Genomic DNA, 12,076 nt, shown 5'->3' with positions numbered 1-12,076 from the left:
CCGCCCTCCCCGCCCGTCATCAGTCCGCGGCGACGATCGTCGCCTGCGCCGCCCCTTCGCCGCCGAGATTATCGAGCCAGCGCACGGCCAGGGTGTCGCCGGCCTCGCCGCCTTTGAAACGCAGCGCCAGGTAGGGGTTACGCGCCACGCCGGTGCCGGTGTCGGCGCGCAGCAGCGCGCGGCCGGCGCAGTCGACCTCCAGGCGCACGATGTAGTGCGCCGGGATCAGCGCACCGCTCAGCGGATCACGGCCCTGCCCGGTTTCCATCGGGTGGCGGATCAGCAGCCGCAGTTCGGTGAGACCGGCACGCCGCCGAGCCTCGATGCGGATGTCGTTCATGGGGTTTTCCGCCACAGACCTAACCTCTGGAGTAGCCAGACTGTCAGAAAATTATACAGCCGTAAAAAGCTAACAGCTCGTCACAACGCGTTGAATGACGGCTCCCTATAGTCGCCTGCATTCGCGCCGCGCGGCCACCGCTGCGCCGACGCCATCGACCTGAGGAGCCACCACCTTGACCACGCCGTTGCAGCGGATGTGCCTGCGCGTACTGCCGATCTGGATCCGGCACATCGAGAGCGTGCGCGCGCAGACCGAACAGGCGGCCCAGGCGCTGATCACGCGCTTCACCCGCCTGAGTGAAACCATCGATCTCGCCGTCGAGGAGCTGGTGCGCCGCAGCCACGAGCAGCGCAGCCAGCTCAGCGAGCTGCTCGGTCACAGCGACGCGCAGCTGCACGAGCTGCTCGCCGGCCTGCATCAGGCGCAGCACGAACGCGACGCGACCTTCGCCGAGGTGCTCGAACTGCGCGGGCGTACCGAGGCGATGCGGCGCACCGCGCAGGAAGTCATCACCGTCGCCGGACAGACCAAGCTGCTGTCGCTGAATGCCACCATCGAGGCCGTGCATGCCGCCGACTACGGCCGCGGCTTCGAAGTCGTCGCCCGCGAAGTGCGCGCGCTGGCGCTGCGCGCCAACAGCGCCGGCCAGCGCCTCGGTGACGAGATGCAGACCGTGGCGCAGACACTCGACACCGCCGCCCGCCAGGCCGACCAGCGGCTGGCGCGCGACCGCGAGGTGCTCAACGGCGCCGATCAGATCACCCACACGCTGCTCAGCGAGTTCCGCGCCGCCACCGAGGCCCTCGCCGGCGCGACGGGCAACCTGCGCGACATCAGCACCCGGGTGCGCACCGAGGTCGCCGAAGTGCTGGTCGCGCTGCAGTTCCAGGATCGCACCAGCCAGATCCTCGCCCACCTCAGCGAGAGCATGGAGCAGCTGCAGACGCTGCTCGGTGCCGAGGCGCTCGATGAGCTGGCGCTGACGCGCTGGTTCGACGCCCGCGAAGCCACCTACACCACCGCCGAACAACGCATCACCCACGACCGCGACGATGCCCAGACGCCGGCCGCCGCCGACGGCGAAATCACCTTCTTTTGAAAAGGAGTGCACCCCACATGGCGAAATCCATCTTGATCATCGACGACTCGGCCTCCATGCGTCAGGTCGTGGCGATGACGCTGAACAACGCCGGCTACGACACCGTCGAGGCCTGCGACGGCGAGGATGCCCTCGGCAAGCTCGACGGACGCAAGTTCCACCTGATGATCTGCGACGTGAACATGCCGCGCCTCGACGGCCTGGGCTTCGTGCGCGCGGTCAAGGACAACCCGCAGTACAAGTTCACGCCGATCGTCATGCTCACCACCGAAGCCGGCGACGACAAGAAAGCGCAGGGCCAGGCGGTCGGCGCTCGCGCCTGGGTGGTCAAGCCGTTCCAGCCGCCACAGCTGCTCGCCGCGGTCGCCAAGCTGGCGCTGCCGTAAGGGGTGCCGTGATGCTGCAGATCAACCCCAGCAGTGATGGCCACCGCCTGCAGATCGCCGGCGAGATGACCATCTACCACGCCGCCGAGCTGCGCGAGGCGCTGCTCGCCCACGTGCCGGCGAGCGGCTCGCTCGCGCTCGACCTGAGCGCCGTCGACGAGATCGACAGCAGCGGCGTGCAGCTGCTGCTCGCCTTCGAGCGCAGCGCCCGCGTCTGCGGCGCCGGCCTGCACCTCGCAGCGCCGAGCGATGCCGTCGCCGCGGCGCTGTGTGAACTCGGCCTGGGCGCTCAGTTCGCCATCCCCTGCCAGGAGTGATGCCGATGAACCTCGACATGGCGCTGCAGACCTTCCTCGGCGAGAGCCGCGAGCTGCTGACCGATCTCGAAGACGGCCTGCTCGGCCTGAGCGGCGATGCCGCCGCCGACGCCGAGCGCATCAACGCCATCTTCCGCGCCGCGCACACCATCAAGGGCTCTGCCGGCCTGTTCGGGCTCGACGCCGTGGTCGCCTTCACCCATATCGTCGAAAGCGTGCTCGACCGGGTGCGCGCTGGCGACTGCACGATCGACGAAGCGCTGCGCACGCTGCTGCTGAGCTGCCGCGACCACATCGCCGAGCTGATCGACGCCTGCGCCGCCGGCGCGCCGCCGGCCGCGCTGCTCGAACGCTCCGCGGCGCTGGGCACCCAGCTGCAGAGCCGGCTGGCGACGCCGGCCGTGGTACAGGCGGCGGCACAGCAGATCGAGCCGCGGGCCATCGCCACTACCACCGACGGTCACTGGCATGTTTCGGTGCGCTTCGGCAGCGAGGTGCTGCGCAACGGCATGGACCCGCTGGCGATGCTGCGCTACCTCGGCACGCTGGGCACGATCGAGCACGTCGCCACGCTGACCGACGCCGTGCCGCCGCTCGCCGAACTCGACGCCGAGCGCTGCTACCTCGGCTACGAGGTGACGCTGCGCTCGAACGCCGACGCGACGGCGATCGCCGATGCCTTCGAATTCGTCCGTGAGGACAGCCTGGTGCGCGTGCTGGCGCCGGACTGCGGCAGCGACGCCTACCTGTCGCTGATCCGCGAGCTGCCGGAGGCCGACGACCGCCTCGGCGCGATCCTGCTCGCCGCCGGCGTGCTCAGCCCGGCCGAGCTCGACGCCGGCCTCACCCGCCAGCGCCAGCTCGACACCACCGAGGTACCCGGCCACCAGCCGCTCGGCCACATCCTGGTCGCCGAGCAGGGCGTATCGCCGGCCGCGGTCAACGCCGCGCTGGAGCAGCAGAGCCGTGCGCGCGGCAGCGAGCACCGCCAGATCCGCATCGGCGCCGACAAGCTCGACGAGCTGATCGACCTGGTCGGCGAGCTGGTCATCGCCAGCGCCGCGACCTCGCTGCGCGCCACGCACAGCCGCGATGCCGAGCTGATCGAGTCGACGCAGGCACTCGGCGCGCTGGTCGAGCTGATCCGTGACAGCGCGCTGAATCTGCGCACGGTGCCGATCGGCGAGACCTTCAGCCGCTTCCGCCGCGTGGTCCACGACCTCAGCCGCGAACTCGGCAAAGACATCGAGCTGGTGCTCAACGGCGAGGACACCGAACTCGACAAGTCCATCGTCGAGCGCCTCGCCGACCCGCTCACCCACCTGGTGCGCAACGCCATCGACCACGGCATCGAGCCGGTCGAGGCCCGTCTGGCGCGCGGCAAACCGGCGCGCGGCACGGTCATGCTCAATGCCCGCCACGACTCCGGCAGCATCGTCATCGAGGTGCAGGACGACGGCAACGGCCTCGACGCCGAACGCATCGCCGCCAAGGCACGCGAGCGCGGGCTGCTGCGCGCCGACCAGACACCGAGCGAGCAGGACATCTTCCAGCTGATCTTCGAACCGGGTTTTTCCACGGCCAACGCGGTGACCAACCTCTCCGGGCGCGGCGTCGGCATGGACGTGGTCAAGCGTGCGATCGAAGCGCTGCGCGGCACCGTGGAGATGAGCTCGCAGGCCGGTGCCGGCACCTGCTGCTCGATCCGCCTGCCGCTGACGCTGGCGATCATCGACGGCTTTCTGGTCGGCGTCGGTGACGGCACCTACGTCATTCCGCTCGACCAGATGGTCGAGTGCGTCGAACTCGGCGGCAGCCAGGCCAGCGAGGCGCGGCGCAACGGCTACATCAACCTGCGCGGCCGCGTGCTGCCGCTGCTGCACCTGCATGAGCATTTCGCTGCCGACGGCGCGCGCGAGCGCCGCGAGAACCTGGTCGTCGTCAACCACGCCGGGCAGCAGGCCGGGCTGGTCGTCGACCGCCTGATCGGCGAATTCCAGACCGTGATCAAGCCGCTCGGCCGGCTGTTTGCCGCGGCGAGCTGTTTCAGCGGCGCGACCATCCTCGGCAGCGGCGCGGTCGCGCTGATCCTCGACATCCCCGGCCTGCTGGCTCAGAGCAGCGGCGCCGGCGAGCGCGCCGCCGCCTGAACGCGCGCTGCCCCACCCCGACCCGCATCCGCTTTGCGCCACCGCATCACAAGGACAATCGACCTACATGAAAGCGCTCTCGAAGACCAAGATCTCGACCCGCATGACGCTGATCGTCACGCTGCTGCTTGCCCTGACCTGCGGGCTCGGCGGCTTCTCGATCTATCAGCTCAACCAGCTCAACGGCCAGACCCGCGAGCTCGGTGAAAACTGGCTGCCCAGCGTGCAGACCATCTCGGCGATGAATGCCGCAGCGCTGACCCTGCGCCTGCGTGAGTACAAGCACGGTCTGAGCGACAAGATCGAGGTCATGAATGCCATCGAAGACGGCATGAAGCAGGACATGGCCCAGTTCGAGAGCAACCGCAAGATCTACGTGCCGCTGATCTCCTCGCCCGAGGAACGCAAGCTCTACGATGAAACCGCCGAGCGCTGGAACGCCTATCTCAGCCTGCATGAGGAACTGCTGCCGGTGTCGCGCGCCAACCGCACCGATGAGGTCCGTGCGCTGCTCGACGGACCGATGCTCAAGGCTTTCGCGCAGATCAGCGAGCACCTGAGCGCGCTGGTCGAGCTCAACGTCAAGGGCGCCAACGAAGCCCGTCAGGCGGCGGTCGACACCTATGACAACTCACGCAACCTGATCATCGCGGCGCTGCTGGGCACGCTGGTGTGCGCCGGCCTGCTGGCCTACGTCACGATGCGCAGCATCAACCACCAGCTCGGCAACGCCCTCGCCATCACCCGCCAGCTCGCCGGCCAGGTCAGCACCACCTCGCACGGTCTGGCGCAGGCCACCAGCGAGCAGGCCGCCTCGGTCGAGGAAACCTCGGCGGCAATCGAGGAAATGACCGCGTCGATCGCGCAGAACAGCGAAAACGCCAAGGTCACCGACGGCATGGCGCAGCGCGCCGCCGAGCAGGCCGCGGCCGGTGGCGACGCGGTGCAGCAGACGGTGAAGGCGATGAAGAGCATCACCGAGCGCATCTCGATCATCGACGACATCGCCTACCAGACCAATCTGCTGGCGCTCAACGCGGCGATCGAGGCCGCCCGCGCCGGCGAACACGGCCGCGGCTTTGCGGTGGTCGCCGCCGAGGTGCGCAAGCTCGCCGAGCGCAGCCAGGTCGCCTCGCAGGAAATCGGCACGCTGGCCGGTTCGAGCATGGCAGTCGCCGAGGAAGCCGGCCGCCTGCTCGACGAGATCCAGCCGGCGATCCGCCGCACCGCCGATCTGGTGCAGGAAATCTCCGCCGCCTCGGCCGAGCAGTCGACCGGCGCCAGCCAGATCAACACCGCGCTGGCGCAGATGAACCAGGTCACGCAGCAGAACGCCTCGGCCTCCGAGGAGCTCTCCGCCGCCGCCGAAGAGATGAACAACCAGGCCGGGCAACTGCAGCAGCTGGTCGGCCACGTCGTCGCCGCCCCGGTGGTCACCAAGGCGCCGGCCAAGACCAAGCCGCGTCGCGAGAACGGTGCGCAGGGCGGCGGCTCGCTGTTCGGCGACAGCGATGCCGATGCCGGTTTCGTGCACTTCTGAGCCGGAGGAGACCCCATGGCCCTGCCCGCCTATCAACCGGCCGACGCGCTGCAGGAAGGTCAGCAGTACCTGACCTTCAGCGCCGGCGGCGAGACCTTCGCGCTCGGCATCCTGCACATCAAGGAGATCATCGAGTACAGCCGCGTGACCCGCGTGCCGATGATGCCGGGCTTCATCGTCGGCGTGCTCAACCTGCGCGGGCGCGTGGTGCCGGTCATCGACCTCGCCGCCCGCCTCGGCCGCGAGGCCAGCCAGGTGCACAAGCGCAGCTGCATCGTCATCGTCGAGATCGACGATGCCGAGGACGGCCAGCGCCGCGACCTCGGCCTGCTGGTCGACGGTGTCAGCGCGGTGCTGGAGATCCCCGAGGTGGAGCCGCCGCCAAGCTTCGGCGCCCGCGTGCGCACCGACTTCATCCGCGGCATGGGCAAGCTCGACGAGCACTTCGTGGTCATCCTCGAACCTGCCTGCGTGCTCTCGGTCGAGGAAATGGCGCAGCTCGCCCGCCTCGCCGACCAGCGCCCGGCGCTGCCGCAACTGCCGGATGCGCGCTGAGATGCCGGCCTTCGCCGCGAGCCGGCCGCGGGACTTCGCACCCGCGCCACGCATCAGCGATGCCGAGTTCGCGCTGCTCGCCCGCTGGCTCTACCGGGCCAGCGGCATCCATCTCGGCGAGACCAAGAAGCCGATGGTCTGCGCCCGCCTCGACAAACGCCTCGCCGTCTGCGGCTGCACCAGCTACACGCAGTACCTCAAGTACATCGACGGCGACGCCGATCCGGCCGAGCGCCAGCGGGCGCTCGACCTGCTGACCACCAACGAGACCTATTTCTTCCGCGAGCCGGACCACTTCCACTTCCTTGAGCGCGAAATCCTGCCGCAGGCGCCGGCGGCGCGGGCGCTGCGCATCTGGAGCGCGGCCTGCTCCAGCGGCGAGGAGCCCTACACCATCGCCATGTGCGCCGAGGCCGCCGGCGTGCGCTGGGAGATCCTCGGCAGCGACCTGTCGACGCGCGTGCTCGAACGCGCACGTGCGGGCATCTACCCGATGACGCGTGCCCACGGCATCCCGCCGGCGTACCTCAAGCGCTTCTGCCTGCGCGGCACCGGCGAACACGATGGCTACCTGCGCGTGCACCAGGCGCTGCGCCAGCGCCTGCAGTGGCAGCAACTCAATCTCAGCGTCGAGCTGCCGCAGATCGGCGAGTTCGACGTGATCTTCCTGCGCAACGTGATGATCTACTTCGACATGCCGACCAAGCGCGCGGTGGTCGAGCGGCTGCTGCGCCGGCTGCGACCGGGCGGCCACCTGTTCATCGGCCACTCCGAATCGCTGAACGGCATCGTCGACGGCCTGCGCTGCGTCGCCCCCACCGTCTACCGCCGGCCCTGAGCGGCCGGCCCTCTGGAAGCCTCCATGCCTGAGATCAAGGTTCTGATCGTCGACGACTCCGCCGTCGTGCGCCAGGTCATGCAGCAGGTGCTCGAACAGGCACCGGATCTGAAAGTCATCGGCACCGTGCCCGACCCGCTGTTCGCCGTCGAGCGCATGAAGCGCGAATGGCCCGACGTCATCCTGCTCGACGTCGAGATGCCGCGCATGGACGGCATCACCTTCCTGCGCAAGCTGATGGCCGAACGGCCGACGCCGGTGGTGATCTGCTCGACGCTGACTGCCAAAGGCACGCAGACCTGCCTCGATGCGCTCGCCGCCGGCGCCATGCACATCGTCACCAAGCCGACCGTCGGCCTGAAGCAGTTCCTGCAGGGCGCGGCCAGCGAGCTGATCCACGCCATCCGCGCCGCCGCCGCCAGCCGCCCGGCGCTGCTGCGACCCGGCAACCGCCCGCGACCGACGCCGACCGCGAGCAGCAGCCCGGCCGGCGCGCCGGCTCCGCTCGCGCTCGCCAGCGCCCCGCGCAGCCCGCTGCAGACCACCGACCGCATCGTCGCCATCGGCACCTCGACCGGCGGCACGCAGGCGCTGGAGCGCGTGCTCACGGCACTGCCGCGGGTGTGCGCCGGCATCGTCATCGTCCAGCACATGCCGGAAGCCTTCACCGCCGCCTTCGCCCAGCGCCTGAACCAGATGTGCCAGATCGAAGTGCGCGAAGCGCATGACGGCGACCGCGTGCTTGCCGGCCAGGCGCTGATCGCGCCCGGCGGCCGCCACATGCAGGTGGTGCGCAGCGGCGCGCAGTACCGCGTCGAAGTGCGCGACGGGCCGCCGGTCAACCGCCACAAGCCCTCGGTCGACGTGCTGTTCCGTTCGGTGGCGGCGCATGCCGGGCGCAACGCGCTCGGCGTGATCATGACCGGCATGGGCGGCGACGGCGCCCACGGCCTCAAGGCGATGCGCGACGCCGGCGCCCACACGCTGGCGCAGGACGAGGCCAGCTGCGTGGTCTACGGCATGCCGCAGGAAGCCAAGAAGCTCGGCGCCAGCGAACGCGACATCGCCCTCGACGACATCGCCGGCGAAATCGCGCGCATTCCGCTGGTCTGAACTCAGCCGCAGGCGCCGGCCGCGGCGTCGACGTGAGCCTCGGTGCGGAACAGGCCGGCAGCAGTCTCGGCGACCAGCAGCAGGCGCCCGGAACCGCCGACCTTGATGCGCACGTCGAGCTGCGGCTCGACGCCCTCGCCAAGCTCGAAGCGCGCGATCAGCGGCAGCGGATTGGCGGCGGCGAACAACACGAAGGCGTGCACCGGCGGCAGCCCTGCGGCGCGCAGCTGCACCGGCACCTGCGCCGGATTGTCCGGCGCCGCCGGCACTTCGAGCTGCAGCCCGGCATGCTCGACGAGCTCGCGCGAACCGTACAGCGCCTGCAGCGCCGTATCGAGCGCACTGGCGGCGAACGCCGCCTCGGCGCGCGCATGCAGCCGCCGCGGCAGCACCCCAAGCGCGGCCAGTGCCGCCAGCGCCTGCAGCAGACGACGGCGCGTCAGCGTCTTCATGCCGGCAGGCAGACCACTGGCAGCGGGCTGAGGGTGGCGACCTCCTCGGCGACCGAACCGAGCAGCCAATGACGCAGCAGCGCCTGCGGATGCGTCGCCATCAGGATGCCGGTACAGCCCAGCGCCTGCGCCTCGGCGACGATGCTCGCCGCCGGGTGGCCGACGACGTGATGCAGCGTGCAGGCAAACCCGGCGGCGGCGAGCGCGGCCACCGCCGGGCGCAGCGCCTCGACGCTCTCGGCCTGATACCAGGCCTCCAGCGCCTCGCGGCTGACGAAGCGGCGGGCGTGGCCGGATTCGACCGGAATCTGCACGTTGAGCAGGTGCAGCGTCAGTTCATCGCCGCGCGCGCGCAGCGCCTCCAGATGCTCGATCACGGCGGCGAACGCCGGTGAACCATCGACCGGAATCAACAGGATTTCCGTAGGCATCGCGGCCTCCTCACTCGCCGTCGGCAGCGACGGCCGCCGCCTGCCGCCGGGCCAGCGTGTACCCGAGCAGAATGACCAGCACGGCCGCGCTGGCCGACACCGGGTAATGCAGCCAGGGCTGCGGCACGACGCCGAGGCGCGCCAGCAGCGGATCGGCCAGCAGCAGGCCGCCGGCGATCCAGCCGAGCAGACCGCCGCCGAAGGCGATCAGCCAGCTGAAGCGGTCCATCAACCGCAGGATGAAGCGGCTGCCCCAGACGATCACCGGCACGCTGACCAGAATGCCGAGCACCACCAGCGACAGATCGCCGCGCGCGGCACCGGCGACGGCAACCACGTTGTCGATGCTCATCGCCGCATCGGCGACGATCACCGTGCGGATTGCCCCCAGCAGCGTCGTGCTGCTGCGGACCGTGCCGCCCTCGTCCTCGTGCTCCGGCTGCAGCAACTGCACGCCGATCCACAGCAGCAGCCCGGCACCGACCAGCTTCAGCCCCGGCAGCGACAGCAGTTCGAGCGCAAAGGCGATCAGCGCGATGCGCAGCACGATCGCCCCGAGCACGCCCCAGAAAATACCGGCCTTGCGCTGATGCTCGGGCAGACCGCGACAGGCCAGCGCGATGACGATGGCGTTGTCACCGCCGAGCAGGATGTCGATGAGGATGATCTGCGCCACGGCCAGCAGATAACTGCCGCCGCCGGTCGCCAGTTCGTGCATGTCCAAGACCGTCGCTCCAGATACTGCACTGCATGGAAAGCGCGGCAGGTTAGCACTGAGGCATGACCAGCGCAGCGACATGGGGATGGTGCTAATCACCGCCACCGGCGTCATCCGCGCCGCACACCCCGGTATTGACGTCAGTCGCGCGCCCCGCTGCTCATCGCCAGCAGGCGCTGCAGCAGCGCCCGCCCCTGCGGCCAGTCGCCGAAACCGCTGGTCGCGTTGATGTGCCCGGCGGCGCCGATGTCGACGTACTCGCTGCCCCAGGCTGCTGCGCACTGGCGGGCGTAGTCGAGGCTGGCGTAGGGATCGTCACGGCTGGCGACGAGCAGGCTCGGAAACGGCAGTGCCTGCCGCGGCAGCGGCGTAAAGCCCTGCGCCTGCGGCGGAAAAACCGGCAGCGCCGGATCGGGTACGGCGACCAGCAGGGCAGCGCGCACGCGCAACCGCGTGGCCTGCGCCCAATGCGCCACCTGCAGGCAGCCGAGGCTGTGAGCGACCAGCACGCTGTCGGCGCCGCAGGCAGCGACGGCCGTTTCGAGCGCCTCGCACCAGTCGGCACACTGCGGCTGCTCCCAGTCGTGCTGCTCGACGCGCTGCCAGTCGGGCTCGGCCTGCTGCCACCGGCTTTGCCAGTGCTCAGGGCCGGAATTGCCGTAACCCGGCAGGATCAGGACGTTCGTGCTCAAGAGGCCTCCGCCGCGGGGAATGCATGAGCCCGCAAGACTGTCACCGTCCGCCCGCCACGACCAGACGCCCGCGCCGGCTCAGCGAGTCAGCGGCTCCAGCAGCATCAGCTTGGCGCCGAGCGCGATCAGCACGGTCGAGAACAGCGCATTGCGCGCCCGCGCAAACAGCGGTGCCGCGTCGAAGCAGCGCCCGAGCGCCGAGCCGGCCAGCGCATAGAGCACGTCAAAAGCCAGACCGATCGTCACCAGGATCACCCCGAGCAGCAGGAACTGCGCGCCGATCGCACCGTGCGTCACGTCGATGAACTGCGGCAGCAGCACCGAACAGAAGATCAGCGCCTTCGGATTGAGCAGATTGATCAGCAGCCCGCGGCGGAAGGCCTTGGCGTAATCCGCCTGACCGACCGCCAGCGCAGGCGTCGTGCTCACCGACGAGCCGCCACCGGCCGAGAACAACCGCACGCCCAGCCACACCAGATAGGCGCCGCCGAGCAGACGCACGGCATCGAAGGTCCACGGCGCGGCCCTGAACAGCGCCGTCAGCCCTAGCGCCGCCATCGCCACATGGCAGGAACGCGCCAGCCCCAGCCCCGCCGCCGTCGCCAGCGCCGCCGCCCGACCGCGACTCGCCGCGGTTTCCAGCAACAGGATCATGTCGGGCCCCGGCATCACGTAAACGATCACCAGGGCAACGACGAAAGCACTCAGAGCGGACATGGCGCGGCGGTTCCGGTGGTAGCGACGACGCTGGGCATGCTATGCCCGGGGCTGCACGCATGTCCTTGCGTTATGCGCTGCTTAAACCGATTCTTTTGGCATGTCATGCCACTTAACGAGCAATTTTAAGCAGATCATGCCTGAACACAGTTTCGACGGCTTCGACCGCAAAATCCTCGATGCGCTGCAGACCGACGCTCGCCTGAGCAACGTCGAGCTGGCCGAGCGCATCGGCCTGTCGCCCTCGCCCTGCCTGCGCCGCGTCAAGCTGCTCGAAGAACGCGGCGTCATCGAGGGGTATCAGGCCCGCCTCGACCGCGATGCCATCGGCCTCGGCCTGACGGTGTTTGTCGATGTCAAAGTCGAGCGCCACTCCGAATCCTCCGCCGAAACCTTCAAAGCCGCCGTGCTCTCGCTGCCCGAAGTCATCTCCGCCCATCTGGTCTCCGGCGCGGCGGACTTCCTGCTGCAGGTCGTCGTCCCCGACCTGAAAGCCTACGAACGCTTCCTTACTCAGGTGCTGCTGAAAATCCCCGGCATCAGCGACATCCGCAGCAACTTCGCCATCCAGACGCTCAAGCAGCAGGGCGCACTGCCGCTCGGGCACCTGAGGTAATGGCCGGAACATGAGCGCGGCTAAGGGTCCGTCGTGGCCTCGATGAGCCGGCCCGCCGCATCGAAACGCAAACCAAGACGGCCGACCCACAGAACACCGTCCTTTTCAA

The 12,076-nt window shown here is 69.4% G+C and carries 14 protein-coding genes and 1 pseudogene; 9 read left to right on the top strand and 6 right to left on the bottom strand.

The features are described 5' to 3' along the window. Positions 1–19: 19 nt before the first annotated feature. Positions 20–340, bottom strand: coding sequence for a thiosulfate oxidation carrier complex protein SoxZ (gene soxZ, locus C7443_RS14430; protein WP_110019322.1), 321 nt, complete (start codon positions 338–340; stop codon positions 20–22). Between the two features lie 175 nt (positions 341–515). On the opposite strand from soxZ, the gene C7443_RS14425 reads away from it, so the two are divergent. From C7443_RS14425 to C7443_RS14390, 8 genes are all read left to right on the top strand, one after another. Beyond that, positions 516–1,442, top strand: coding sequence for a methyl-accepting chemotaxis protein (locus C7443_RS14425; protein WP_170123629.1), 927 nt, complete (start codon positions 516–518; stop codon positions 1,440–1,442). Between the two features lie 17 nt (positions 1,443–1,459). Beyond that, positions 1,460–1,828 carry a response regulator gene (locus tag C7443_RS14420; RefSeq protein ID WP_110019320.1) on the top strand — a complete coding sequence of 123 codons (369 nt, stop codon included), beginning with the start codon at positions 1,460–1,462 and terminating at the stop codon, positions 1,826–1,828. Between the two features lie 11 nt (positions 1,829–1,839). Beyond that, entirely contained in the window at positions 1,840–2,145 is a 306-nt protein-coding gene (locus tag C7443_RS14415; protein ID WP_110019319.1) for an STAS domain-containing protein, read from the top strand. 5 nt (positions 2,146–2,150) lie between these two features. Further along, positions 2,151–4,295: a chemotaxis protein CheA gene (locus C7443_RS14410; protein ID WP_110019318.1), complete on the top strand. Its 2,145-nt coding sequence runs from the start codon at positions 2,151–2,153 to the stop codon at positions 4,293–4,295. A 67-nt stretch (positions 4,296–4,362) separates the two neighbouring features. Next, the gene (locus C7443_RS14405; RefSeq protein ID WP_110019317.1) at positions 4,363–5,835 is read left to right on the top strand and encodes a HAMP domain-containing methyl-accepting chemotaxis protein; all 1,473 of its coding nucleotides are present in this window, start codon (positions 4,363–4,365) and stop codon (positions 5,833–5,835) included. 15 nt (positions 5,836–5,850) lie between these two features. Then, positions 5,851–6,390, top strand: a complete 540-nt coding sequence (locus tag C7443_RS14400) for a chemotaxis protein CheW (RefSeq protein ID WP_110019316.1) — start codon at positions 5,851–5,853, stop codon at positions 6,388–6,390. A gap of 1 nt (position 6,391) precedes the next feature. Next, positions 6,392–7,228, top strand: coding sequence for a CheR family methyltransferase (locus tag C7443_RS14395; protein ID WP_110019363.1), 837 nt, complete (start codon positions 6,392–6,394; stop codon positions 7,226–7,228). A 24-nt stretch (positions 7,229–7,252) separates the two neighbouring features. After that, positions 7,253–8,341, top strand: a complete 1,089-nt coding sequence (locus C7443_RS14390; RefSeq protein WP_110019315.1) for a protein-glutamate methylesterase/protein-glutamine glutaminase — start codon at positions 7,253–7,255, stop codon at positions 8,339–8,341. A 2-nt stretch (positions 8,342–8,343) separates the two neighbouring features. On the opposite strand, the gene C7443_RS14385 is transcribed toward C7443_RS14390, so the two are convergent. From C7443_RS14385 to C7443_RS14365, 5 genes and pseudogenes are all read right to left on the bottom strand, one after another. Next, positions 8,344–8,793, bottom strand: a complete 450-nt coding sequence (locus C7443_RS14385; RefSeq protein ID WP_110019314.1) for a thiosulfate oxidation carrier protein SoxY — start codon at positions 8,791–8,793, stop codon at positions 8,344–8,346. After that, positions 8,790–9,224: a universal stress protein gene (locus C7443_RS14380; RefSeq protein ID WP_110019313.1), complete on the bottom strand. Its 435-nt coding sequence runs from the start codon at positions 9,222–9,224 to the stop codon at positions 8,790–8,792. Before C7443_RS14380 ends, C7443_RS14385 begins: the two co-directional genes overlap by 4 nt. 10 nt (positions 9,225–9,234) lie before the next feature. Then, positions 9,235–9,942: a TerC family protein gene (locus tag C7443_RS14375; RefSeq protein ID WP_110019362.1), complete on the bottom strand. Its 708-nt coding sequence runs from the start codon at positions 9,940–9,942 to the stop codon at positions 9,235–9,237. Between the two features lie 140 nt (positions 9,943–10,082). Beyond that, positions 10,083–10,691: pseudogene (locus C7443_RS14370) on the bottom strand (RBBP9/YdeN family alpha/beta hydrolase); the annotation flags it as partial. Positions 10,692–10,712: 21 nt separating this feature from the next. After that, a complete protein-coding gene (locus tag C7443_RS14365) occupies positions 10,713–11,351 on the bottom strand; it encodes a LysE family translocator (RefSeq protein WP_110019311.1) in 639 nt (212 codons plus the stop codon). Positions 11,352–11,487: 136 nt separating this feature from the next. On the opposite strand from C7443_RS14365, the gene C7443_RS14360 reads away from it, so the two are divergent. Beyond that, complete coding sequence (locus tag C7443_RS14360; RefSeq protein WP_110019310.1) at positions 11,488–11,967, top strand: Lrp/AsnC family transcriptional regulator; 480 nt, start codon at positions 11,488–11,490, stop codon at positions 11,965–11,967. Positions 11,968–12,076 lie beyond the last annotated feature (109 nt).

This window comes from Plasticicumulans acidivorans (genome assembly GCF_003182095.1).
Lineage (GTDB): Bacteria > Pseudomonadota > Gammaproteobacteria > Competibacterales > Competibacteraceae > Plasticicumulans > Plasticicumulans acidivorans.
Note: the sequence above shows the minus strand (reverse complement) of the source record. Positions and strands in the feature narration are given on the sequence as shown.